Source organism: Methyloversatilis sp. RAC08 (assembly GCF_001713355.1).
Classification (GTDB): domain Bacteria; phylum Pseudomonadota; class Gammaproteobacteria; order Burkholderiales; family Rhodocyclaceae; genus Methyloversatilis.
This window is the reverse complement of record NZ_CP016448.1, coordinates 1,717,056-1,739,398: the sequence shown is the minus strand read 5'-3', so window position 1 is coordinate 1,739,398 and position 22,343 is coordinate 1,717,056. Positions and strand designations below refer to the sequence as shown.

The following is a 22,343-nucleotide window of genomic DNA, read 5'->3' as shown; positions in this document are numbered from 1 at the left end:
CGGTTGTCAAAAACGGTTGTTGCAGTGGCCGCGACGATAACCGCAGGCGGTGCAGCGATCAATGCGCGGGCGGTGAGCGATGAATGAAGCGGCCGAAGCCGCGCGGGTTGCGGCCCAGATCGATGGTGCCGCGCGCCGCACCGGTGTGCGCGTCGAACACGCCGACCAGATCATCCATCCAGCTGACGACCAGCAGTGTATTGCCGGTCACAGCGACGCCCTCGGGATAAACGACCGAAGGCCAGGTCGCGATGACCTGACGTTGTGCGGTGTCGATGACCGATACGCTGTCGCCCTGCTGATTGGTCACGTAGGCGCGCGCGCCGTCATCCGAAAACGCGATGCCGTACGGCCCCTTGCCGACCGGCAGCGTCGCCACGCTTCGCTGCTGGGCGATGTCCACCACCGATACGTCATTGCTCCACACGTTCAGTGCGTAAAGCGTGCGCCCGTCGGCCGACAGTTCCAGCGCGAACGGATGGTTGCCGACCGCAATCGTCGACACCTGCTTCATGTTCGCGAGGTCGAGCACGCCGACTGCGTTGTCGTCGCGGTTGGCCACCCAGGCCGTGCGGCTGTCGGGCGAGGCGACCAGTCCGGCCGGCGCGTTGCCGACCGCGATTTCACCCAGTGCGGCATGTGTGGCGGCGTCGAACACCAGCACTCGGTGCGAAAACCAGTCCGCCACCAGCAGCCGTCGGCCGTCCGGCGTCACCGTGATGCCGACCGGGCTCTTGCCGGCCGGAATGCTGCCGGCGACCTGGCGCGTCGCCAGATCGATGACGGTGATGCTGGCGCTGTCCGGGCTGCTGATGAAGGCCTTGCCCGCCGCTTCACTGACCCACACGCCAGCGGGTGACTTGCCGGCCGGCAGCGCGGCGATCACGCGCGACGTGTCGAGGTCGACCACGCTGACGTCGTGCGAGCCCTGGTTCGTGATGTAGGCGAGCGGACCGGCCAGTGCGACGGCGCTGGTCAGTGCGCCGCACATCAGCGCCAGCAGCCCTGCGAACAGCGAGTATTTCATCCGAGGAAGAGCTTGTAGGCCGGGTTGTCGGTTTCGTCGCGGTAGGCGTAGCCGAGTGCGTCGAGGAAGGTCTGCAACGCCGCCCGATCGCCCGCCGGCACCTGCATGCCGACCAGCACGCGGCCGTAGTCGGCACCGTGGTTGCGGTAATGGAACAGGCTGATGTTCCAGTCGCGGCTCATCGCTTCGAGGAATCTCATCAGCGCGCCCGGACGTTCCGGGAATTCGAAGCGGTACACCTGTTCCTGGCCGGCTTCCGGGCTGCGCCCGCCGACCATGTAGCGCACGTGCAGCTTGGCCAGTTCATCATCGGTCAGATCGAGCGCAGGATAGCCGTTCGCCACCAGATGACGCACCAGTTCGGCGGCCTCGTCGCGCCCCGACACCTGTACGCCGACGAAGGCGTGCGCCTCTTTCGCGTCCTTGTAGCGGTAGTTCAGCTCGGTGATGTTGCGCCGCCCGAACAGTGCGACCAGTTCGCGGTAGGCGCCCGGCCGCTCCGGCAGCGTGACCGCCAGCACCGCTTCGCGCGACTCGCCGATTTCGGCGCGCTCGGCGACGAAGCGCAGGCGGTCGAAGTTCATGTTGGCACCGGAGGCGATCGCCACCAGGGTCGCGCCCTTCACGTTGTTTTTCGCGACCCAGGCCTTGGCGCCGGCCACCGCGAGCGCGCCGGCCGGTTCGAGGATCGAGCGCGTGTCTTCGAACACGTCCTTGATCGCCGCGCAGATGGCGTCGGTGTCGACCAGCACCATTTCATCCACGTACTGCTGCGCCAGGCGGAAGGTTTCCTCGCCGACCAGCTTGACCGCTGCGCCGTCGGCGAACAGCCCGACGCTGTCGAGCTGGATGCGCCGGCCGGCCGCCAGCGACTGCGCCATCGCGTCGGCGTCCGACGCTTCGACGCCGATGATGCGGGTGTTCGGCCGCAGCCGCTTTATATATGCGGCGACGCCGGCCACCAGCCCGCCGCCGCCCACGCAGCAGAACACCGCGTCGATCGGCTTCGGATGCTGGCGCAGGATTTCGACGCCTATCGTGCCCTGGCCGGCGATCACGTCCGGATCGTCGAAGGGGTGTACGAAGGTCAGGCCCTGTTCCGCTTCGAGCGTGCGCGCATGGGCGTAGGCTTCGTCGTAGGATTCGCCCGCCAGCACCACCTCGCCACCGCGCGCCGCAACCGCATCGACCTTGATGCGCGGCGTCGTGGTCGGCATGACGATGACCGCGCGGCAGCCCAGCTTTGCCGCCGACAGCGCCACGCCCTGCGCGTGGTTGCCGGCCGAGGCGCAGATGACGCCGCGCGCGCGCGCCTCGGGCGTCATGTTGGCCAGCTTGTTGTAGGCGCCACGCAGCTTGAAGGAGAACACCGGCTGCATGTCTTCGCGCTTGAACAGCACGGTGTTGCCGATGCGCCGCGACAGGTTCGGGGCGAGGTCGAGCGGCGTTTCGATCGCCACGTCGTACACTTGCGCGTTCAGGATCTTTTCGAGGTAGTCGATGTGCATGATGGGGATACAGCCTTGCGCGCGCCGACGCGGGAATGGCCGGCACACAGGGGCGCAAGCCTAGCAGCGCGCGCGCTCTGCCGGCAAATGCCGTGCGCGCGCCCGGCATCGCCATGACGGACTGGATGCCCGGCGCCGAAGTCAGCCTGGGGGGGCTGTTCATCGTCAGCTTCCTCTCAGCGACGATACTGCCGGGCGGCTCCGAGCCGCTGTTCATGGCCGTCGTCACGGCGCATCCGGAGCAGCGCGAGGCGGCCGTGCTGCTCGCCACAGTGGGCAATACGGCCGGTGGCATGGCGAGCTACTGGATGGGGCGGCTGATTCCGGGCCGGGCGCTGCCGGAGCGGCTCGAATTCGTGCGCCGGCACGGCACACCGGTGCTGCTGCTGTCGTGGACGCCGTTCATCGGCGATGCGCTGTGCGTCGCCGCAGGCTGGTTGCGTCTGCCGCCGTGGCGCAGCGCGCTGATGATGTCGCTGGGCAAGGGCGCGCGCTACGTGGCACTGGCCGCGCTGCTGGCATGAGCCGCTCCGCTCCGCACATCACTCAGCTGGCGCGCCATCTCGCCATCGCGTGGGCGCTGCTGATCGCCTATGCCAGCCTTCATCCGCTGGGCGAATTCCGCGACGCCGGCGACCGCCTGCTCGATTTCCTGACGGCGCCCTGGCCACGCTACTGGACGCGTTTCGACGTCGTCGCCAATGCGCTGGGTTACCTGCCGCTCGGCTTCCTGCTGGTACCGGCAGCAGCACCCGGGCTGCGCCGCACGCCCGCGCTGCTGCTGGCGATCGTGCTGGCGACCGGCCTGTCGATCAGCCTGGAAGTGTTGCAGCACTACCTGCCGAGCCGGGTGCCGTCGAATCTGGACGTGCTGTCGAACCTGCTCGGTGCCGCGATCGGCGCGCTGATCGGCTGGCGCTGGGGCGGTGTGCTCAATGAGGGTGGCGCGCTTGCCCGCTGGCGCACCCGGCGCATCGTGCGCGGCCACACCGGCGATATCGCGCTGGTGCTGCTGTGCCTGTGGTGGGTCGCACAGATCGATCCGGACACGCCGCTGTTCGGCCTGGGAGACCTGCGCGACCTGTTCGGCCTGCCGCCGCCGGTCGATTTCACCGAACGCCGCTACCGCGCGGTCGAGATCGGCGCCTGCGTCTGCGCCATGGTCAGCGTCGGCGTTATCGGCTGGCACAGCATGCGCGCACGCAGCAGGTGGCTGCTCGCCAGCGGCTTCGTCATCGCACTGGCGGTCAAGACGGGGTCGGGCGCAGTGCTGGTGCCCGGCGGCGGCGCCTGGCTGTGGGCCACGCCGGGCGCGCTGGCCGGCCTCGTGGCGGGAACACTGGCGCTGGGCATCGTGCTGTGGCTGCCGGCCACGCTGCGTTTCGCGCTGGCCGCGCTGGCACTGCTGGCGGGTGTCGCGCTGGTGAATCTGGCGCCGGACAACCCTTATCCGTCAGCGGTGTCGGATGCATGGCGGGCCGGCCACTTCTTCAACTTCAGCGGCCTGACGCGGCTGGCGTCGGCGCTGTGGCCGTATTTCGCGCTGCCTTATCTGATGGCGCTGCAGGCGCGCGAAGGGCGCAGCCGACACGCCGCCCACGATCATCGATAATCAGGGTCTGAAGACCTTCAATACACGACGCCTCACCTATCCGGAGACCGGCCGATGAGCCACTTCAAGCATCATGTGTTTTTCTGCTGCAACCAGCGGCCCGACGGCGAACAGTGCTGCAACAGCATGGGTGCCGCCGGCTTGCGCGACTACGCCAAGAAGCGCGTGAAGGCGCTCGGCCTGTCGGGCGAAGGCAAGGCGCGCGTCAACATGGCAGGCTGTCTCGACCGCTGCAGCGAAGGGCCGGTCATGGTGATCTATCCGGAAGCGGTCTGGTATACCTATGTCGATCAGGAAGACATCGACGAAATCATCGAAGAACATCTGGTCAATGACCGCGTGGTCGAGCGGCTGAAAGTCTGATGAACGCACGCATACAGTCCGAACGCGGCGTGATCGCCGGCCCGGTTGGCGCGATCGAAACGCTGACCGAACTGCCGGATGGCGCGCCGCGCGCGATCGCGCTGGTCGGCCATCCACACCCGCTGTACGGCGGTACGATGGACAACAAGGTTGTGCTGACGGTGGCGCGCGCCCTGCGCGAACTGGGCTGCGTCGCGCTGCGCGCACAGTTCCGCGGCGTCGGCAGGACCGAGGGCACGCACGACGAAGGTCGCGGCGAAACCGATGACCAGCTGGCGGTGATCGACCATGCACGGGCGCGCTTCGGCACTCTGCCGGTCATCGTCGCCGGCTTTTCCTTCGGCGCCTATGTGACGACCCGGGTCGCCGACGCGCTGGCCGCCCGCGGCGAGCCGGTCGCCGGCATGGTGCTGGTCGGGCTGGCCGCCGGAACCGTCGAGGGCATCCGCCATTACGCACCGGGTCCGGTGCGCGACGACGCGCTGGTGATCCACGGCGAGCGCGATCAGGTCGTGCCGCTGGCGCATGTGCTGGCCTGGGCTGCGCCGCAGAACCTGCCGGTCAGCGTGCTGGGCGAAGCGGACCACTTCTTCCACGGCCGCCTGCACGTGCTGCGCGTGCTGATCGAACGCTGGTGGCGCGCCAACGCGCCGGCCGGACAATGAGCGATGCACGCATGCTGCTGGTGCTGACCACGCTGCCTGACGAGGCGGCCGCAACGCGCATCGCGCGCGATCTGGTCGAGCGCGGGCTGGCCGCCTGTGTCAGCATCGGCGCGCCGGTCCGGTCCATCTACCGGTGGCAGGGCGCGGTCGAGGATGCGCAGGAAGTGCCGTTGACGATCAAGACGAGCGCAGCCGCCTACGATGCGCTGGCGGCTGCATTGCGCGCCGCCCATCCTTATGAACTGCCCGAAATCATTGCCGTGCCGGTCGAGCGCGGGCTGGATGAATACCTGAGCTGGGTCGATGCGTGCACGCGATCCGCTGCTCCGAGTGCCTGATGCATGTTTTCCCCACCGATGTTCCGTCCGCCCTTGAGGCGCCACCGATGATCCCGATGCTGCCCCGTCTGTTTCGCATGCTTTGCCTCGCGCTGACCTTGTCCATCAGTGCCTTCGTGCGGGCCGAACCGGCGCTGCTGCCGCTCGAGCAGGCGTTCCGGCTGTCGGCCACGGTGGTCGATGCGACGACGGTCGAAGTGCGCTTCGACATCGCCGACGGCTACTACCTGTATCGCGACAAGCTTGGCTTTGCGGCCGAGCAGGCGGCGCTCGGACCGGCCGACATCCCGCCCGGCAAGATGAAGAAGGACGAAATATTCGGCGACGTCGAGGTGCATCGCGGCGTGCTTCCCATCCGCTTGCCGCTCGGCTCCATGACCGACACGCCGATCACCCTGACCGTGCGCTCGCAGGGCTGCGCCGACGCCGGCATCTGCTACCCGCCGTCCGAACAGACGCTGGTGCTGGATCCCGCCAATCCGGGAGTGCGGGTGAGTGCGGCCGGGTTCGACGAGGCGGCCGGCGCGTCGGTGCTCGACCGACTGCGCGGGCTGGGCGGGCGCAGCGAGCCGGCGGCGGAACCGGCCGCGCCTGCGCTGGCGCCACCGCCCGTTCCGTCTGCCGCACCGGCTGGCGACGAGTCGTCGATGGTCGCCGGCCTGATGCGCAGCGGCAACCTGTGGCTGATCGCGGTCAGCTTCCTCGGCTTCGGACTGCTGCTGAGCTTCACGCCCTGCGTGCTGCCCATGGTGCCCATCCTGTCCGGCATCATCGTCGGCCATGGCGCGCACATTTCGCGCGGCCGCGCCTTCGCGCTGTCGGCAGCCTACGTGCTGGGCATGGCCGCGACCTACGCGCTGGCCGGCGTGGCGGCCGGCCTGTCCGGCACCCTGCTGTCGGCGGCGCTGCAGAACGCCTGGGTGCTGGGCGGCTTCGCACTGGTATTCGTCGCGCTGTCGCTGTCGATGTTCGGCTTCTACGAGCTGCAGTTGCCGACGGCGCTGCAGTCGCGCCTGTCCGACACGGCGAACCACCAGCGCGGCTCGATCGGCGGACTGCTGCTGATGGGCGCGGCGTCTGCGCTGATCGTCGGCCCCTGCGTGGCGGCACCGCTGGCCGGCGCGCTGCTGTACATCGCGCAGAGCGGCGACGCCGTACTCGGGGGGCTGGCGCTGTTCGCCATGGCGCTCGGCATGGGCGTGCCGCTGATCGCGGTCGGTGTGGCGTCGCGGTCGCTGCTGCCGCACACCGGGCCGTGGATGGAAGGCGTGAAGCGCTTCTTCGGCGTGCTGCTGCTGGCCACCGCCATCTGGATCGCCTCACCGGTACTGCCCGGCGTCGTGACCATGCTGGCGTGGGCGGCGCTGCTGATCGCCTCCAGCATCTATCTGCACGCGCTCGATCCACTGCCGCCGCATGCCGGCGGCTGGCACAAGCTGTGGAAGGGCGTCGGTGTGATCGCGCTGCTGGCCGGTGCCAGCCTGCTGATCGGCGCGGCGGCCGGCTCGCGCGACGTGCTGCAGCCACTGGCCGTACTGCGCGGCGGTGCCGCAGCGTCGGCCGCGCAACCCGCCTTCCAGCCGGTCGACAGCGCGGCCGAACTGGATGCCCGTCTGGCTGCCGCCACGGCGCCGGTCATGCTCGATTTCTACGCCGACTGGTGCGTCAGCTGCAAGGAAATGGAGCGTTTCACGTTCAGCGACCCGCAGGTCGCGGCGCAGATGGCGGGCATGACGCTGCTGAAGGCGGACGTGACCGCCAATTCCGCCGAACACCAGGCGTTGCTGAAGCGATTCGGGCTGTTCGGGCCGCCCGGCATCCTGTTCTTCGACCGGTCGGGACAGGAGATTGCCGGGACGCGGGTGGTCGGTTTCGTACCGGCCGGTCCCTTCTCGTCGACGCTGGGCCGCGCGATCGCCGCCAGCGGCCCGCGCTGATCGCGTAAAATCCGTTTTCCTTCGCAGCTCACGTCCTCTCCCCATGTTTTCCGGCATCGTGGCCGCCACCGGCCGCATCACCCATATCGCCCCGCTTGAGCAGGGCGTCCGTCTGACCGTCGATACCGACGGCCTCGGGCTCGACGACGTCATCGTCGGCGATTCCATCGCCAACAACGGCGTCTGCCTGACCGTCGTCGGCATCGACGGCCGTCATGCGCTGTTCGACGTGTCGAAGGAAACGCTGGCCTGCACGGTCGGACTGGACGTGCCGGGCGAAGTCAATCTGGAAAAGGCGCTGCGCCTGTCGGACCGTCTGGGCGGCCATCTGGTCAGCGGTCACGTCGATGGCGTGGGCGTCGTGCGCAGCTTCACCCGGATCGGCGAATCGCACGAACTGGTCATCGTCGCGCCGCGGCCGCTGGCGCGCTACATCGCGCGCAAAGGGTCGATCACGGTGCAGGGCGTCAGCCTGACGGTCAATCGCGTGACCGATGTCGACGATGGCTGCGAATTCTCGATCAATCTGATTCCGCACACCGTCGCGGTCACGACCTTGCGCGCGCTCGCCGCCGGCAGTCGCGTCAATCTCGAAATCGACCTGATCGCCCGCTACGCGGAGCGCATGATGGCTGCAGGAGACAACGCATGAGCGCACTGGCACCGGTGCAGGACATCATCGCCGACATCAAGGCCGGCCGCATGGTCATCCTGGTCGATGAGGAAGATCGCGAAAACGAGGGCGACGTGGTGCTGGCGGCCGAATTCGTCACTCCGGAAGCGATCAATTTCATGGTCAAGCACTGTCGCGGCCTGGTTTGCCTGACGCTGACCGAAGAGCGCTGCCGCCAGCTCGGGCTGGAACAGATGGTGCGCCACAACCGCACGCCGCACGGCACCGCGTTCACCGCGTCGATCGAGGCGGCGACCGGCGTGACCACCGGCATTTCGGCGCACGACCGCGCGCGCACCATCCAGGTCGCCGTGGCACGCAACGCGAAACCCGACGACATCGTGATGCCCGGCCACATCTTCCCGCTGACCGCACAGAAGGGTGGCGTGCTGATCCGCGCCGGCCACACCGAAGCCGGCTGCGATCTGGCCCATCTGGCCGGGCTGGAGCCGGCGGCCGTGATCTGCGAAATACTGAAGGACGACGGCACGATGGCGCGTCTGCCCGACCTGATCGAATTCGCCAAAGAGCACGGCCTGAAGATCGGCGCCATCCGCGACCTGATCGCGTGGCGCGCGGCCACCGAGGCGCTGGTGCGCGAAGTGTCTCGGCGCGAGGTCAGCGGCGCCTACGGCCGCTTCATGCTGCACGGCTTCGAAGACATGACCACCGGCGAAATCCATCTCGCCATGGTCAAGGGCGACATCGATCCCGACGTGGAAACACTGGTGCGCGTGCACGAACCGATTTCGGTGCTCGATTTCCTCGACGGCGACAGCCCGCGCCACAGTTTCAGCATCGACCGCTCGATGCAGATCATCAACGACGCCGGCCGTGGCGTCATCGTCATGTTGCGCCGGACCGAAACCGACGCCGACCTGCGCCGCCTGCTCGATGATCCGGGCGCGGCGCCGGCCGTGCGTTGGGATGCCCGCACCTTCGGCGTCGGCGCGCAGATACTGCGTTCGCTGAACGTGCGCAAGATGAGGCTGCTGGCCAACCCGCGCAAGATTCCGAGCATGGCCGGCTTCGACCTCGAACTGGCCGGCTACCTGACAGACTGACCGAACAAGCGAGAACCACCATGCCGCGCTTCAATGACATTCCCGAAATCGCCGAAAATCTCGACGGCAAGGGCCTGCGCGTCGCCATTGCGATGGCCCGCTTCAACCCGGACATCGGCAGCGGCCTGCTGTCTGCATGCTGCGCCGAACTGCGCACGCTGGGCGTGGCACCGGCCGACACGCTCATCGTGAGCGTGCCCGGCGCGCTTGAGCTGCCGCTGGTACTTCAAAGGCTTGCATTGTCCGGAAAGTACGACGCGCTGGTCGCGCTCGGTGCGGTCATCCGCGGCGAGACCTACCACTTCGAAATCGTGTCCAACGAAATGGCGCGCGGCGTGTCCGACGTGCAACTCAAGACCGGCGTGCCGATTGCCAACGGCGTGCTGACCACCGAAGACGATGACCAGGCGCTTGCCCGCATGCACGAGAAGGGCGCCGACTGCGCCCGCGCCGCGGTCGAAATGGCCCGACTGATCGCCACCCTGACAGACTGATCCATGGACAACACCTCCGACACCGGCGACATCAAGACCGCCGACGCACCGCGCAAATCCGGCCGCCGTCTGGCCCGTGAATTCGCGGTACAGGGCATTTACCAGTGGTTGCTGTCCGGCAACGACCTGCCGGCGATCGACGCGCACCTGAGCGAAGACGACGGCTTCACGAAGGTCGACCGCAAGTTGTTCCGCACCTTGCTCAATGGCGCGCACGACAAGGCCGACGCATTGCGCGTCCAGTTCGGCAGTCACCTCGACCGGCCGGTCGGCGAATTGTCGCCGGTCGAGCACGCCATCCTGCTGGTGGCGACCTTCGAGCTGGCGCACCAGATCGAAACGCCGTACCGCGTCGTGATCAACGAAGCGATCGAACTCGCAAAGGATTTCGGTGGCTCGGATGGCCACAAGTTCATCAATGGCGTACTCGACAAGCTGGCGCCGCAATTGCGCGCCGTGGAAGTCGAGGCGGCGCGCAACCGTCCGCGTCGATAGCCGCTATTCCGGTGAGTCCGGTGAGCCCGGAATTCGAGCTGATCCGCCGCCACTTCGTCCGGCCGATGCGTGGCGCGGCGCTCGGGCCGGGTGATGACTGTGCGCTGGTCAGCCCGTCTGCCGGCTGCGAACTGGCCGTCACCAGCGACATGCTGGTCAGCGGCACCCACTTCCTGCCCGATACCGATCCGCGCCGACTCGGCTGGAAGACGCTGGCAGTCAATCTGTCCGACCTCGCAGCCATGGGAGCCACTCCGCGCTGGGTCACGCTTGCCCTGTCTCTGCCGCAGGTGAACGACGACTGGCTGGCCGCTTTCGCTGACGGATTCTTCGATTGCGCATATATATATGGCGTCGACCTGATTGGCGGCGACACGACGCGCGGCCCGCTGACGCTGTGCGTGACGGCATTCGGCGAAGTGGCGACCGGCAAGGCGCTGCGCCGAAGCGGAGCGCACGTCGGCGATGATATCTGGGTGTCCGGTCAGCCGGGCCGGGCCGCGCTGGGGCTGGCCGACGCGCTCGGCCGCCTGCGCCTGAAGAATGCGTGTCGCGACGAATGCATCGCGGCGCTGGAAAAGCCGCTGCCGCAGGTGGCGCTCGGACGCGCCCTGCACGACCTTGCAGGCGCGGCGATCGACGTATCCGACGGACTGCTGGCCGATCTGGGTCATATTGCCGCGGCCAGCGGCCTGCATGCAGTGGTCGAAGACGCAGCTTTGCCCTGGCCCGCGCTGCGCGCCGCCTGCGATGACGAGGCCACCGTTCGTCGCGCCTTGCTGGCCGGCGGCGACGACTATGAATTGCTGTTCTGCGCGCCGCGCAGTGCGCACGATGCGTTGCGCCGGCTGTCAGACAGCATGTCGCTGCCGCTCACCCGCATCGGCGCGATGCGTGCCGGCGGTGCCGGTGATGTCAGCCTGGTCGATGCGCAGGGTTGCGAACTGCCGGTCGCGCACCGCGGCTACGACCACTTTTCCTGAAGCGATGATCAAGACCTCCGTTCCGCCCGGCTTCGGTTTCCTTGCCCATCCGGCCCACATGCTGGCTTGCGGCTTCGGCAGCGGTCTGGTGCCGTTCGCGTCCGGCACCTGGGGCACGCTGGCGGCCTGGCCGCTGTATCTGCTGATCAAGCCGTCGTTTTCCGACGCGGCCTTCGGCATTTTCCTGCTGATCGCCGTCATCATCGGTTCGCTGGCCTGCCAGCGCACCGGGCGCGACCTCGGCGTGCCCGACCACGGCGCCATCGTGTGGGACGAAATCGTCGCCTTCTGGCTCGTGCTGTGGGTGACGCCGCCCGATTTCTTCTGGCAGCTTGCGGCCTTCCTCGCGTTCCGCCTGTTCGACATATTCAAGCCGCCACCGGCGCGCTGGGTCGATATCCACATGAAGAACGGCTTCGGTGTCATGCTGGACGACCTGATTGCGGCCCTGTTCGCCATGGTGTCGCTGGCGCTGGGCAAGCTGCTGCTGGAGCGTTTTGCATGATGGACGAGGAATTCGCTGCGTTGTCGGCCGCGGTGGGCGCAGCGTGTGTCGCGTCAGGGCATGTCGTCGTTGCGGCTGAATCGTGCACCGGGGGCTGGGTGGCAGAAGTGCTGACCGCCACCGCCGGCAGCTCGGGCTGGTTTGACTGCGGTTTGGTGACCTACTCGAACGCCGCCAAGCAGCGCCTGCTCGATGTGCCGGTCGAATTGCTGGCCGCGCACGGCGCAGTCAGCGAGCCGGTCGCGCTGGCCATGGCGCGCGGTGCGCTGGCCCGGTCGGCCGCAACGGTCGCGCTGTCGGTCACCGGCATTGCCGGTCCGGGCGGTGCGACACCGGGCAAGCCGGTCGGCACGGTGTGCTTCGGCTGGGCCGTGAAGGGTGGCGTCGAGCGCAGCGAAACGCGTCATTTCGATGGCGACCGCGAAACCGTGCGCCGCCTATCCGTACGTCATACACTGACTGTGCTGCTGGCTTTGCTGGCAGCGCAGACCTGAAAGCACGTGGCAAGAACTGTGCCATAATCGACCGAAAGCAAACGAAAGGATTCCGCATGGACGACAGCAAGGCCAAGGCGCTCGCGGCAGCGCTGGCACAGATTGAGAAGCAGTTCGGCAAGGGCTCGATCATGCGCATGAGCGACGGCCAGCTCGAAAACGACATCCAGGCCGTATCGACCGGTTCGCTGGGACTGGACATCGCGCTCGGAATCGGCGGCCTGCCGCGCGGTCGGGTGGTCGAAATCTACGGTCCGGAATCATCCGGCAAGACCACGCTGACGCTGCAGGTCATCGCCGAAATGCAGAAGATCGGCGGCACGGCGGCCTTCATCGACGCCGAACACGCACTCGACGTGCAGTACGCCGGCAAGCTTGGCGTAAATGTCAGCGACCTGCTGATTTCCCAGCCCGACACCGGCGAGCAGGCACTGGAAATCGTCGACATGCTGGTGCGTTCCGGCGGTGTGGACGTGATCGTCATCGACTCGGTCGCCGCGCTGACGCCGAAGGCCGAAATCGAGGGCGAAATGGGCGATTCGTTGCCCGGCCTGCAGGCCCGCCTGATGAGTCAGGCGCTGCGCAAGCTGACGGCGAGCATCAAGCGCACCAACACGATGGTCATCTTCATCAACCAGATCCGCATGAAGATCGGCGTCATGTTCGGCAATCCGGAAACCACCACCGGCGGCAATGCGCTGAAGTTCTATGCCTCGGTCCGCCTCGACATCCGCCGCATCGGCGCGATCAAGAAGGGCGAAGAGGTGATCGGCTCGGAAACCCGCGTCAAGGTGGTGAAGAACAAGGTTGCGCCGCCGTTCAAGCAGACCGAATTCGACATCCTGTACGGCGAGGGCATTTCGCGCGAAGGCGAAATCATCGAGCTGGGCGTGCTGCACAAATTCGTAGAAAAGTCGGGCGCCTGGTATTCCTACGGCACCGAGCGCATCGGCCAGGGCAAGGACAACGTGCGCGAGTTCCTGCGCGCCAATCCGGTCATGGCACGCGAGATCGAGAACAAGGTGCGCGTGGCCTGCGGCATGCCTGAAATGGGCGTCGTTGTGGCAGGACGGGAAGAGGCTGCGTGAGCGCAAGCCTGCGCGAGAAGGCCCTGCGCCTGCTCGCGCGGCGTGATCACAGTCGCGCTGAACTGGTGCGAAAACTGTCGGAGGACGGCAACCATGACGATATCGCAGCGCTGCTGACGCGTTTCGAGGAATGTGGCCTCGTTTCGGATGCACGTTTTGCGGAACAATTCGTGTCGTCACGTGCAACGCGCTTCGGTGCGCGTCGCCTGCAGCACGAACTGAAACTCCGTGGTGTGCCGGAAGATGACGCGGGTGCCGCGCTGGCCGCACTGGAACAGGATGAAACCGTCCGTGCACGTGCCGTATGGGCGCGCCGGTTCGATGCCGCACCGCAGGATGCGAAGGCCTGGGCACGGCAGGCGAGATTTCTTCAATCACGCGGTTTTTCCGCCGATAGCATACGCAAGGTACTGCGCGAACAACCCGACCAAGATGACTGAAAACCGGAGTGCCAGCCGGCTCAAGGTTGAGCGGCTGCGCAAGAAATACAAATCGCGCCCGGTCGTGAAGGATGTGTCCTTCGAGGTTGGCAGCGGCGAAGTGATCGGTCTGCTGGGCCCGAACGGTGCCGGCAAGACGACCTGTTTCTACATGATCGTCGGCCTGGTCACGGCCGACGGCGGCGAGATCCACCTTGATGGCGAGCGGCTGACGCACCTGCCGATACACCGGCGGGCGCACCAGGGCTTGTCCTATCTGCCGCAGGAGAACTCGGTATTCCGCAAGCTGGACGTCGAGGAGAACATCCTCGCCATCCTGGAACTGAACGAGAAGGATGCGCGGGTGCGAGCACAGCGGCTGGAAGAATTGCTGGCCGAACTGGGCATTGCCCACCTGCGCAAGAGTGCGGCCGTGGCGCTGTCGGGCGGCGAGCGGCGGCGTGTCGAGATCGCCCGCGCACTGGCCACGTCGCCGCGCTTCATCCTGCTCGACGAACCGTTCGCCGGTGTGGACCCGATTGCGGTGATCGACATCCAGAAAACCATCCGCTTCCTGAAGGAACGCGGCATCGGCGTTCTGATCACCGACCACAATGTGCGGGAAACGCTGGGCATCTGTGACCGGGCTTACATCATCAACGAAGGCGAGGTGCTGGCGAGCGGCCGGCCGGACGAAATCGTGTATAACGAAAGTGTCAGGAAGGTCTATCTGGGCGAGCATTTCCGCCTGTAGCCCGCCGAAATTTGCACACCATGAAGCAGTCGCTGCAACTCAAACTTTCCCAGCATCTTGCGCTGACACCGCAGCTGCAACAGTCGATCCGGCTATTGCAGCTGTCGACCATCGAATTCAATCAGGAAATCGAACGTTTCCTCGATGAGAACCCGATGCTCGAGCGTGACGAGCCGGATGCCACCGCCAGCTTCCAGCCGCCGCCCGAAAGCGTTGCCGAGGTGCGCGATGCGCCGCAGGAAAGCACCCAGGCCAGCGCCGACGAACGTGCCCCCGAGGGTACGGGCAGCGCCGACATGGACGAGTGGTCGGGCGAAGGCGGCAACTACGGTACGCGCAGCGGCGGCGACGATGACGATGGCGACTACCAGGACGTGCAGGCGGCCGGTACCTCGCTGAGGGACCACCTGTGCGGCCAGCTCGCCCTGTCGCAGATGAGCGAGCGCGACCGCTATCTGATCCGCCTGCTGATCGAAGCGCTTGACGATGACGGCTACCTGAACCAGGGCCTGGACGAACTGGTCGAGCTGCTGCCGGAAGAGGCCGACATCGACCTCGACGACCTGTCGATCGCGCTGCGCCAGTTGCAGAACTTCGACCCGCCCGGCGTGGCGGCGCGCGACCCGCGCGAATGCCTGCTGATGCAGCTCAACTTCCTGGCGACCGACGAAGTATCGACGCTTGCACGCGTCATCATCGATCAGCACATCGATCTGCTGGCTGCGCGTGATTTCGCCAAGATCCGGCGTGCGGTCGGCTGCGATGAAGAACTGCTGCGCGCCGCACAGAACCTGATCCGTTCGCTCAACCCCCGTCCGGGTGCCCAGTTCGCGCCGATCGATGCGCGCTACATCGTGCCCGACGTCGTGGTGCGCAAGGTGCGCGGCCAATGGACGGCGCTGCTCAATCCGGATGCCATGCCGCGTCTGCGGATCAACCGGCTGTATGCGGAAATCCTGCAGGGCCAGCGCGGCAGCGGTCTGTCCGGCCAGCTGCAGGAGGCCAAGTGGCTGATCAAGAATGTCCAGCAGCGCTTCGACACCATCCTGCGTGTCTCTCAGGCCATCGTCGAGCGCCAGCGCCAGTTCTTCGAATTCGGTGAGGTTGCGATGCGGCCGCTGACGCTGCGCGAGATCGCGGAGACGCTGGAACTGCATGAATCCACCATTTCTCGGGTGACGTCGCAGAAGTACATGGCGACGACACGCGGCCTGTTCGAACTGAAATATTTTTTCGGCAGCCATGTGGCAACCGAAAGCGGCGGGGCCTGCTCAGCCACCGCAATCCGCGCACTCATCCGCCAGTTGGTGGGTGCCGAGGATGCCAAGCGTCCGTTGTCGGACTCGCGCATCGCGGAAATACTGGGTCAGCAGGGCATCGTGGTTGCGCGGCGCACCATCGCCAAATACCGTGAATCGCTCAACATCCCGCCGGTCAGCGTGCGCAAGGCGATCTAGCGCGTTCAATGACGAACGCCCGGACCGTCCCGCATATTCCGTCCCGCAACGACAGGAGGCAGCATGAACCTCACCATCACCGGCCATCATCTTGAAGTGACGCAGCCGATCCGCGACTACATCGAGTCCAAGCTCGAACGCGTGATCCGCCATTTCGACCACGTAACAAGCGTTTCCGTGATTCTGACTGTCGAAAAGCTGCGACAGAAGGCGGAAGTCACTCTGCACGTGCGAGGCCGCGACATCTTCGTCGAAGCGGAAAGCGAAGACATGTATGCCACCCTCGACAACCTGATGGACAAACTCGATCGTCAGGTGCTCAAACACAAGGAAAAATCGAACGAGCACACGCGCGAGTCGGTCAAGCACCAAGCGGCAGAATGACACGATTGCCATCTGTCACGAGCGTATAATCCGACGTCTTGTTGCAGTGCAATCAACTTCACGGCGCGGTTTCCGATATCCGGTAATCGCGCCCGCCGCGTGTTCGGAGTAGCCCCTGACATGACGCTCATCGCCAAGCTGTTGCCCGTTTCGAATGTCTGTATCGGCCTTGAGGCCAGCAGCAAGAAACGTGTGTTCGAACAGGCCGGCCTGCTGTTCGAGAACCATCAGGGTATTGCCCGCAGCCAGGTGTTCGACAGCCTGTTCGCACGGGAAAAGCTCGGCTCCACCGGACTCGGTCAGGGCGTGGCGATTCCGCACGGCCGCATCAAGGGTCTGAAGGAAGCCATCGGCGGGTTTGTGCGGCTGGATACGCCGGTCGCCTTCGATGCGCCGGACGGCCGACCGGTCAATCTGCTGTTCGTGCTGCTGGTGCCCGAGCAGGCAACCGAGCTGCATCTGCAGATATTGTCCGAGCTGGCACAAATGTTTGCAGACAAGGCGTTCCGCGAACAGCTGCTTCAGGCAGCAGACGCCGCTGCCATCCACGCTCTATTCACCACCTGGCAACCGGTGCATGCGGAAGCTCAGCGTCGCGCGGCTGTTTGAGGACAATCGCGACCGTCTTCGCCTGCAGTGGCAGTGCGGCGACGGCAACACACTGATCGTTGCCGATCAGATCGGCCTGTCGCCCGCCGATCTCGTCGGGCATCTCAATACCATTCACACCCGGCGCATCCAGGTCATCGGCGTGCCGGAAATCCTGTGGGTTGAAAACGTCAGTCCGCGCAAGGTCGAGGACATCGTGGGTTCGCTGCTGGAAGCCCATCCGCCGGCCTTCATCGTCGCCGACGGCGCCCAGCCGCCGGCCGCCATACGCGCCGGCTGTGCGGAGCACGGCATTCCGCTGATCACCACGCAACGCAGTGCGGCATCGGTCATCGACCAGGTGCGCGCCTACCTCGCGCGCGAACTGGCCGACCAGACCACGCTGCACGGCGTATCGATGGATGTGCTTGGCATGGGCGTGCTGATCACCGGTGATTCGGGTGTCGGCAAGAGCGAACTTGCGCTCGAACTGATTTCGCGCGGGCACGGGCTGGTTGCCGACGACTGCGTGGAAATCTCGCGCATCGCGCCGACCGTACTCGAGGGGCGCTGCCCCGAATTGCTGAAGGACTTTCTCGAAGTTCGCGGGCTGGGCGTGCTGAATATCCGGACGGTATTCGGTGAAACTGCCTGTCGGCGCAAGATGAAGCTGCAGCTCGTCGTGCATCTGCAGAAGCAGGTAACCGGTCTGCCTGAAGCCACGCGCATGCCGCTCGACAACGAGGTCATGGACATCCTCGGCGTGAAGATACGCAAGGTTGTCATACCGGTGGCGGCCGGACGCAATCTGGCCGTGCTGGTCGAGGCGGCCGTACGCGTCACGATTCTCCGTTTCCGCGGCATCGACTCCACACTCGAATTCGTAGAACGTCAGCGCCGCGCGCTTGGCGGCGACGAGGGCTGAAACAGAACTTCCCTGTTCGATGACATGCGAATATCATGCGAATCGACTGGCGCCTGTCAGTCGATTCGCATGTTCATTCATTGTTGTCGTGAGGAGGTACATCATGTCCGCATACCGCTTGTCCTCGACGCTGACTGTCCTGTCAGCAGCCTTTCTGCTCGTCTCGCCGAGCGCCGCCATCGCCGGGCCGCAGCAGGAGAAGATGAAAGCCTGCAATGCCGAAGCGAAGGAGAAGGCGCTCAAGGGCGATGAACGTCGCAGCTTCATGAGCGGCTGCCTGTCGTCGGGTTCTGCCGCAAAACAGACGCTGACGGCCGACGAAGCGGGTGCGCTGAAGGACCGCAAGAAGCAGTGCCGCACCGAAGCCACCGAAAAGGCGCTCAAGGGCGAAGAAAGAAAGTCCTTCATAGCGGAATGCGTCAAGGCCTGACCTTGATGTTGCCGGTGTCGCATCCACGGCACCGGCCGATGTGGCTTATGCAACAACCCGACATGAATCGTGCCGCAAGGCGAGCAGCGACGCGATGCCCTTTTGCTATAGTCAAGCGGTGTTCGACTGTCGGGGTACGTCGTGCTGCGCTATTGCAACAAGGGCATCCGGCTGCTGTGTGGCGTGACGCTCCTTGCAGCCGCGTCGATGGCTGCGGCATTCAGTTTTTCCGAAGAGGCGGAGAAGGACGCGCGGGCTGAAGAAGAACGCCGCGCCACCTCGCACACGGCGCTGTCCCTCCCCGCAGGCTGTCTCGCCGAGCTGAAGCGAAAGAAGATCATGATCGTCATGGGCGAGCGCACCGGCGAAGGCATCAGCGCCAGCCAGGCCCGCTACAGCCCGCATTTCAATTCGATCAACAAGCGCCTGCTCAGGCAGGGCATCCGCACCTATTCCCAGCAGGAAATCACGGCCCACATCGCTCAGGCCGAAGTTGACGCCTACTTCCGCAACGATCCGGACGCCGCACTGGCGGCTTCGAAGAAGATGGGCGCCCAGCTCGTCCTGCGTGGCACGATCGCGTCGCGCTCGATGCTGAATCCGGTAGTACGCATTCCCGAGGTCTACGTGACGATCGCCTTCGCGCTCATGAAGCCTGACGGCACGCTGCTGTCCGATGCCCAGGCGTCGGCCGAGTCGTATTCGGGCAGCGACACGCTGGCCATGGCCGGCACGCTGGTGGAAGAAAAGGCAGATGGCGTGGTGAGCACGCTGCTGGGCGGTTACTGCGCGCATGCGGCATCGACCGCCGGCAACAAACGAAGATAGGCAGTTCGCACCAGGGCAACGGCCGGCAGGCCAGGGCACTTCCAGTCGGCGCAGAACCGGCATGAAATCGATCGGGATGACCAAATGAAAGGGATGTCATGACTATCAACCACGGGATGTTGCGCCACAGGGTGGCACTTGCAGTCGCACTGGCATGCATCGGGGCGCCGGCTTTCGCACAGCCGACGTTCGAGAGCGCTTCGCCGACGGCCGGCACCAGCACTTCCGACAAGGCCAACGAAAGCGCCGACAAGGCGATGTACAAGGCTGTCGAGTACAGCAACAAGAACAAGAAGGGGCCGACCGTCATCGTCGTGCCGGGCGAGATCAAGAGCAACAATGCCACCTTCACGCAGAAGTTCGCCTCCAACAACATTGCCGACTTCGGCGAACTCGAGCTGTCGCAGGCCAATTTCAAGGTGCTGGAGCGGTCCGATCTCGGCCCGCTGCTGGGCGAGTTCCAGTTGGCATACTCGATGGGCGACCCGGACTCGGCACGCAAGATGCTGCAGAAGGGCAAGCTGAAGACGACCAAGTACGTCGTGAAATTCGACATCCTGAAAGCGGAGCAGGTCGCTGCCGCGAAGGAAGGCATCAGCGGACGGGCGATCGGCAACATCATCGGCATCCTCGGCGGCAGCCGCGGCAGCTACGCCGCCGGCGAAGCGGTCGGATCGGTCGAGACCGCCGCTGCCGCCGGCGTGTGGATCATCGGCATGCGCTACAAGATCATCGACGCAAACACCACCGAACAGCTTGCGCAGGGCTATACCGAAGAGAAGATGGAAGTCGGCGCCAAGGGCACCTCCATCCTCGGTGTGTCGAGCAGCCAGGAAGGCGGCATCACGCTGGACGGCATGGTGCAGCGACTGGTGCAGAAATCGGTCTGGGAAATCGACTCGAAGTACAAGTAAGCATCCTGCTGCCGGAGCACACGCCGTGAGCCTTCCAGCCAGACTGGGCAAGTACGACATCCTGCGCGAGCTCGGTCAGGGTGCGATGGGCATCGTCTATGAAGGGCGCGACCCGGTCATCGACCGACGGGTCGCCATCAAGACGCTCAAGCGCGAGCAGCTGGAGCGCAGCGAAGCCGACGAGGTGATCGCACGCTTCAAGCGCGAGGCGCAGGCGGCCGGACGGCTCAACCACCCGAACGTCGTCGCCATCTACGAGTATGGCGAAGCCGACGACGGCACCGCCTTCATCGCGATGGAGTTCGTGCAGGGCCGCGAACTGAAGGATCTGTTCGAAGCCGACGAGCGCATTCCGCTACCCATGGTCGGACGCCTCATGGGGCAGCTGCTCGATGCACTGGGACACGCCCACCGCCACGGCGTCACCCATCGCGACATCAAGCCGGCGAACATCATCCTGCTGGCCGACAACACGGTGAAGGTGGCTGACTTCGGTGTCGCGCGGATCGAATCGTCGAATCTGACCCAGACCGGCACGGTCATCGGCACGCCTTCCTACATGTCGCCCGAGCAGTTCATGGGGCAGACGGTCGACGGGCGCAGCGACCTGTTTTCCGCCGGTGTCGTGCTGTATCAGCTGCTGACCGGCGAAAAGCCCTTCACCGGCGCGCTGACCACCATCATGCACAAGGTGCTGAAGGAAGATCCGACCTGGCCGTCGGTGCTCAATGTGCATGTCAACGCGCGACTCGACGCCGTGGTGCGCAAGGCGCTTGCCAAACGCCCGGACGACCGCTTTCAGGATGCAGCAGCATTTCGCGCCGCGCTCGATGCCGCGCTGCTTGCGTCCGCCGACGATGACGCCACCGTCGTGACCCTGTCGGGCGACGATGACGCCACGCTCGTGACGCAGGCGGATGCGACGCTTGCTACGCCAACGCCAACGCCGGTCGATCGGGCGCCGGCCGTCGACTCGCCGCCCCGCGCCCATCCCGTCAATACGCCCGCGCGCCGCGGACCGCTGCCCTTCGCGATCGCTGCGGCAGCGCTGGTCGCCGTGAGCGCAGGGGTCTGGTTCGCATTGCAACCGACAGCCGACGCACCGGCGCCGCCCGTCGCCGTCGAAGTCGCCCCGCCAGCGGCAGCGCCCGCTGCGCTGGTGCCGGCACCGTCCGCGGTACCGGAACGTGCGCTCGACCCTGGCGTCACCGTCATCAGCGCGATCGGTCTGGCCGATCCGAGCGACCCGCGCTTCGCCAATGACCAGGCGGCACTGGCAGGTGCGCTGCGCGACGACGCGCGCCGCCAGATACTTGAAAAGGCGGTCGCCCTGTTCGTCGATCCGAAGTCGGTGAACAGCCATTACGCACTGCTGCAGGACAAGCTGCTGGGTCGCAGCGGTGATTTCATCCAAGCGGTGCTCGAAGAGGCGCCGCCCGAACTGGGCAAGGACGGTCTGATGGCGGGAGCCGTGCGCGCCGCAGTGCGCGTGCGTCAGGTGCAGAAGTCGCTGAACCAGATGTCGGAAGACGAGCGGGTCGACTTCATCCGCAACAATGGCGACCCGAAGATTTCGGTCGCCGTGGCATCGCGCTGGGCCGACGGTGACCCGTCCGCACCGGCGCAGCGTTCACCGCTGGCCGAGAACATGTTGAAGCAGCATGTGCAGGGTTTCGGCTTCCGCACCTGGAATGACGACGCTGGAAGCCAGCAGGCGGCTGACTTCAGCATCGACGGCGAAGTGCGCTTCAAGCGCCTGAGCGCCACGCTGGCAGCGTCCGGGCTGACGATAGAAAAGGTCGTGCTGACTTCCTGGACCGTCCGCTGCACCGACCGCAAGACCGGCGAAGAGGTGTATCTGAACACCGAAATTCCCGAAGGCGCGAGCTGGGGGTCGGAAGAAAAGGCGCTGGCCGACATCGGAAAGCGGGTCGGCGAGCAGTTCAGCCGCGATTTCTTCCTGAGCCACTTTCACTTCGCCGGCCGCAAGGTCAGGCTGGATATCGCCGGACTGCCGGGTCAGGACACCACACAGGCGCTGTTGCGCGAAATCGCGTCGATGCGGGCGGTGCTCGGTACCGAAGTGCTGCGCATGGATGGAGCGGGTGCTGCGCTGAATGCCGACATGTCGGGCGGGCTGGCCGATACCAGCCAGAACGTGCAGGCTGGCATCCTGCTGCCACTGTCGCGCAAGCTCGGCCGCAACTGCCTGCGCGTCGTGTCGAGCAGCCCGGAGGCGGTGGCGCTGGAATTCGAGGCGGCGTGCCGGGAGCCGTCGGTGCTCGCGCGGCTGGAAACGCTGCCTCCGGCTGCGCTGATGGACGCGGCACCGGCTCGGCGCGAGGCGGTGGTGCGCGATCCGGAGCTGCTGAAGCGGATCAGTATCTGACGGCGCCCG

26 protein-coding genes are annotated in these 22,343 nt (G+C 65.8%); 24 read left to right on the top strand and 2 right to left on the bottom strand.

The genetic code is table 11. From position 1 onward, the window contains the following. Positions 1–58 precede the first annotated feature (58 nt). Together BSY238_RS08075 and ilvA are read right to left on the bottom strand one after the other, a co-directional pair. Positions 59–1,027, bottom strand: a complete 969-nt coding sequence (locus BSY238_RS08075) for a YVTN family beta-propeller repeat protein (protein ID WP_069038680.1) — start codon at positions 1,025–1,027, stop codon at positions 59–61. Further along, positions 1,024–2,535 carry a threonine ammonia-lyase, biosynthetic gene (gene ilvA / locus BSY238_RS08070; protein ID WP_069038679.1) on the bottom strand — a complete coding sequence of 504 codons (1,512 nt, stop codon included), beginning with the start codon at positions 2,533–2,535 and terminating at the stop codon, positions 1,024–1,026. Before ilvA ends, BSY238_RS08075 begins: the two co-directional genes overlap by 4 nt. 113 nt (positions 2,536–2,648) lie before the next feature. On the opposite strand from ilvA, the gene BSY238_RS08065 reads away from it, so the two are divergent. From BSY238_RS08065 to BSY238_RS07950, 24 genes are all read left to right on the top strand, one after another. Next, positions 2,649–3,059 (top strand): YqaA family protein, encoded by a 411-nt coding sequence (locus BSY238_RS08065; RefSeq protein WP_069040549.1) that lies wholly within the window; start codon positions 2,649–2,651, stop codon positions 3,057–3,059. Continuing rightward, positions 3,056–4,147 carry a VanZ family protein gene (locus tag BSY238_RS08060; RefSeq protein ID WP_069038678.1) on the top strand — a complete coding sequence of 364 codons (1,092 nt, stop codon included), beginning with the start codon at positions 3,056–3,058 and terminating at the stop codon, positions 4,145–4,147. Before BSY238_RS08065 ends, BSY238_RS08060 begins: the two co-directional genes overlap by 4 nt. 54 nt (positions 4,148–4,201) lie before the next feature. Beyond that, positions 4,202–4,510, top strand: a complete 309-nt coding sequence (locus BSY238_RS08055; RefSeq protein WP_069038677.1) for a (2Fe-2S) ferredoxin domain-containing protein — start codon at positions 4,202–4,204, stop codon at positions 4,508–4,510. After that, positions 4,510–5,175, top strand: a complete 666-nt coding sequence (locus tag BSY238_RS08050; protein ID WP_069038676.1) for an alpha/beta hydrolase — start codon at positions 4,510–4,512, stop codon at positions 5,173–5,175. The genes BSY238_RS08055 and BSY238_RS08050 overlap by 1 nt, the downstream gene beginning before the upstream one ends. Further along, positions 5,172–5,513: a divalent-cation tolerance protein CutA gene (cutA, locus tag BSY238_RS08045; protein WP_069038675.1), complete on the top strand. Its 342-nt coding sequence runs from the start codon at positions 5,172–5,174 to the stop codon at positions 5,511–5,513. The genes BSY238_RS08050 and cutA overlap by 4 nt, the downstream gene beginning before the upstream one ends. Positions 5,514–5,569: 56 nt before the next feature. Next, on the top strand, positions 5,570–7,450 hold the full coding sequence (gene dsbD / locus BSY238_RS08040) for a protein-disulfide reductase DsbD (RefSeq protein ID WP_069040548.1): 1,881 nt from the start codon (positions 5,570–5,572) through the stop codon (positions 7,448–7,450). 43 nt (positions 7,451–7,493) lie between these two features. Then, positions 7,494–8,102 (top strand): riboflavin synthase, encoded by a 609-nt coding sequence (locus tag BSY238_RS08035; protein WP_069038674.1) that lies wholly within the window; start codon positions 7,494–7,496, stop codon positions 8,100–8,102. Next, positions 8,099–9,187: a bifunctional 3,4-dihydroxy-2-butanone-4-phosphate synthase/GTP cyclohydrolase II gene (gene ribBA, locus BSY238_RS08030; RefSeq protein WP_069038673.1), complete on the top strand. Its 1,089-nt coding sequence runs from the start codon at positions 8,099–8,101 to the stop codon at positions 9,185–9,187. The genes BSY238_RS08035 and ribBA overlap by 4 nt, the downstream gene beginning before the upstream one ends. 20 nt (positions 9,188–9,207) lie before the next feature. After that, positions 9,208–9,681: a 6,7-dimethyl-8-ribityllumazine synthase gene (gene ribH, locus BSY238_RS08025; RefSeq protein ID WP_069038672.1), complete on the top strand. Its 474-nt coding sequence runs from the start codon at positions 9,208–9,210 to the stop codon at positions 9,679–9,681. 3 nt (positions 9,682–9,684) lie between these two features. After that, positions 9,685–10,176, top strand: a complete 492-nt coding sequence (nusB, locus tag BSY238_RS08020; protein ID WP_069038671.1) for a transcription antitermination factor NusB — start codon at positions 9,685–9,687, stop codon at positions 10,174–10,176. Positions 10,177–10,196: 20 nt separating this feature from the next. Next, positions 10,197–11,159 carry a thiamine-phosphate kinase gene (thiL, locus tag BSY238_RS08015; protein ID WP_069038670.1) on the top strand — a complete coding sequence of 321 codons (963 nt, stop codon included), beginning with the start codon at positions 10,197–10,199 and terminating at the stop codon, positions 11,157–11,159. Between the two features lie 58 nt (positions 11,160–11,217). Further along, positions 11,218–11,664, top strand: coding sequence for a phosphatidylglycerophosphatase A family protein (locus tag BSY238_RS08010; protein ID WP_083224136.1), 447 nt, complete (start codon positions 11,218–11,220; stop codon positions 11,662–11,664). Further along, a complete protein-coding gene (locus BSY238_RS08005) occupies positions 11,664–12,158 on the top strand; it encodes a CinA family protein (protein ID WP_069038668.1) in 495 nt (164 codons plus the stop codon). The genes BSY238_RS08010 and BSY238_RS08005 overlap by 1 nt, the downstream gene beginning before the upstream one ends. 56 nt (positions 12,159–12,214) lie before the next feature. Next, the gene (gene recA, locus BSY238_RS08000) at positions 12,215–13,246 is read left to right on the top strand and encodes a recombinase RecA (RefSeq protein ID WP_069038667.1); all 1,032 of its coding nucleotides are present in this window, start codon (positions 12,215–12,217) and stop codon (positions 13,244–13,246) included. Then, positions 13,243–13,686: a recombination regulator RecX gene (recX, locus tag BSY238_RS07995; RefSeq protein ID WP_069038666.1), complete on the top strand. Its 444-nt coding sequence runs from the start codon at positions 13,243–13,245 to the stop codon at positions 13,684–13,686. Before recA ends, recX begins: the two co-directional genes overlap by 4 nt. Continuing rightward, on the top strand, positions 13,679–14,419 hold the full coding sequence (gene lptB / locus BSY238_RS07990) for an LPS export ABC transporter ATP-binding protein (RefSeq protein ID WP_069038665.1): 741 nt from the start codon (positions 13,679–13,681) through the stop codon (positions 14,417–14,419). Before recX ends, lptB begins: the two co-directional genes overlap by 8 nt. A gap of 20 nt (positions 14,420–14,439) precedes the next feature. After that, a complete protein-coding gene (locus BSY238_RS07985) occupies positions 14,440–15,876 on the top strand; it encodes an RNA polymerase factor sigma-54 (protein WP_069038664.1) in 1,437 nt (478 codons plus the stop codon). Positions 15,877–15,939: 63 nt separating this feature from the next. Next, positions 15,940–16,260, top strand: coding sequence for a ribosome hibernation-promoting factor, HPF/YfiA family (gene hpf, locus BSY238_RS07980; protein WP_069038663.1), 321 nt, complete (start codon positions 15,940–15,942; stop codon positions 16,258–16,260). A 120-nt stretch (positions 16,261–16,380) separates the two neighbouring features. Further along, positions 16,381–16,869 carry a PTS IIA-like nitrogen regulatory protein PtsN gene (gene ptsN, locus BSY238_RS07975; RefSeq protein WP_069038662.1) on the top strand — a complete coding sequence of 163 codons (489 nt, stop codon included), beginning with the start codon at positions 16,381–16,383 and terminating at the stop codon, positions 16,867–16,869. Beyond that, positions 16,838–17,773 (top strand): HPr(Ser) kinase/phosphatase, encoded by a 936-nt coding sequence (hprK, locus tag BSY238_RS07970; protein ID WP_069038661.1) that lies wholly within the window; start codon positions 16,838–16,840, stop codon positions 17,771–17,773. The genes ptsN and hprK overlap by 32 nt, the downstream gene beginning before the upstream one ends. A gap of 103 nt (positions 17,774–17,876) precedes the next feature. Then, positions 17,877–18,203: a PsiF family protein gene (locus tag BSY238_RS07965; protein ID WP_069038660.1), complete on the top strand. Its 327-nt coding sequence runs from the start codon at positions 17,877–17,879 to the stop codon at positions 18,201–18,203. A gap of 141 nt (positions 18,204–18,344) precedes the next feature. Then, a complete protein-coding gene (locus tag BSY238_RS07960; protein WP_083223975.1) occupies positions 18,345–19,031 on the top strand; it encodes a hypothetical protein in 687 nt (228 codons plus the stop codon). A gap of 98 nt (positions 19,032–19,129) precedes the next feature. Further along, entirely contained in the window at positions 19,130–19,945 is an 816-nt protein-coding gene (locus BSY238_RS07955; RefSeq protein WP_069038659.1) for a hypothetical protein, read from the top strand. Positions 19,946–19,970: 25 nt separating this feature from the next. Further along, a complete protein-coding gene (locus BSY238_RS07950) occupies positions 19,971–22,334 on the top strand; it encodes a serine/threonine-protein kinase (RefSeq protein WP_069038658.1) in 2,364 nt (787 codons plus the stop codon). The last annotated feature ends 9 nt before the right edge of the window (positions 22,335–22,343 follow it).

Bases quoted from the DNA above. Each gene is read 5' to 3' on its own strand.
- BSY238_RS08035 (WP_069038674.1), top strand. From the start codon at position 7,494: ATGTTTTCCGGCATCGTGGCCGCCACCGGCCGCATCACCCATATCGCC.
- BSY238_RS08010 (WP_083224136.1), top strand. From the start codon at position 11,218: ATGCTGGCTTGCGGCTTCGGCAGCGGTCTGGTGCCGTTCGCGTCCGGC.
- BSY238_RS08060 (WP_069038678.1), top strand. From the start codon at position 3,056: ATGAGCCGCTCCGCTCCGCACATCACTCAGCTGGCGCGCCATCTCGCC.
- BSY238_RS08065 (WP_069040549.1), top strand. From the start codon at position 2,649: ATGACGGACTGGATGCCCGGCGCCGAAGTCAGCCTGGGGGGGCTGTTC.
- BSY238_RS07965 (WP_069038660.1), top strand. From the start codon at position 17,877: ATGTCCGCATACCGCTTGTCCTCGACGCTGACTGTCCTGTCAGCAGCC.
- ilvA (WP_069038679.1), bottom strand. From the start codon at position 2,535: ATGCACATCGACTACCTCGAAAAGATCCTGAACGCGCAAGTGTACGAC.
- lptB (WP_069038665.1), top strand. From the start codon at position 13,679: ATGACTGAAAACCGGAGTGCCAGCCGGCTCAAGGTTGAGCGGCTGCGC.
- hpf (WP_069038663.1), top strand. From the start codon at position 15,940: ATGAACCTCACCATCACCGGCCATCATCTTGAAGTGACGCAGCCGATC.
- recA (WP_069038667.1), top strand. From the start codon at position 12,215: ATGGACGACAGCAAGGCCAAGGCGCTCGCGGCAGCGCTGGCACAGATT.
- BSY238_RS07985 (WP_069038664.1), top strand. From the start codon at position 14,440: ATGAAGCAGTCGCTGCAACTCAAACTTTCCCAGCATCTTGCGCTGACA.
- hprK (WP_069038661.1), top strand. From the start codon at position 16,838: ATGCGGAAGCTCAGCGTCGCGCGGCTGTTTGAGGACAATCGCGACCGT.
- ribBA (WP_069038673.1), top strand. From the start codon at position 8,099: ATGAGCGCACTGGCACCGGTGCAGGACATCATCGCCGACATCAAGGCC.
- BSY238_RS08005 (WP_069038668.1), top strand. From the start codon at position 11,664: ATGGACGAGGAATTCGCTGCGTTGTCGGCCGCGGTGGGCGCAGCGTGT.
- BSY238_RS08075 (WP_069038680.1), bottom strand. From the start codon at position 1,027: ATGAAATACTCGCTGTTCGCAGGGCTGCTGGCGCTGATGTGCGGCGCA.
- ribH (WP_069038672.1), top strand. From the start codon at position 9,208: ATGCCGCGCTTCAATGACATTCCCGAAATCGCCGAAAATCTCGACGGC.
- cutA (WP_069038675.1), top strand. From the start codon at position 5,172: ATGAGCGATGCACGCATGCTGCTGGTGCTGACCACGCTGCCTGACGAG.
- dsbD (WP_069040548.1), top strand. From the start codon at position 5,570: ATGCTGCCCCGTCTGTTTCGCATGCTTTGCCTCGCGCTGACCTTGTCC.
- BSY238_RS08050 (WP_069038676.1), top strand. From the start codon at position 4,510: ATGAACGCACGCATACAGTCCGAACGCGGCGTGATCGCCGGCCCGGTT.
- BSY238_RS07955 (WP_069038659.1), top strand. From the start codon at position 19,130: ATGACTATCAACCACGGGATGTTGCGCCACAGGGTGGCACTTGCAGTC.
- ptsN (WP_069038662.1), top strand. From the start codon at position 16,381: ATGACGCTCATCGCCAAGCTGTTGCCCGTTTCGAATGTCTGTATCGGC.
- nusB (WP_069038671.1), top strand. From the start codon at position 9,685: ATGGACAACACCTCCGACACCGGCGACATCAAGACCGCCGACGCACCG.
- BSY238_RS08055 (WP_069038677.1), top strand. From the start codon at position 4,202: ATGAGCCACTTCAAGCATCATGTGTTTTTCTGCTGCAACCAGCGGCCC.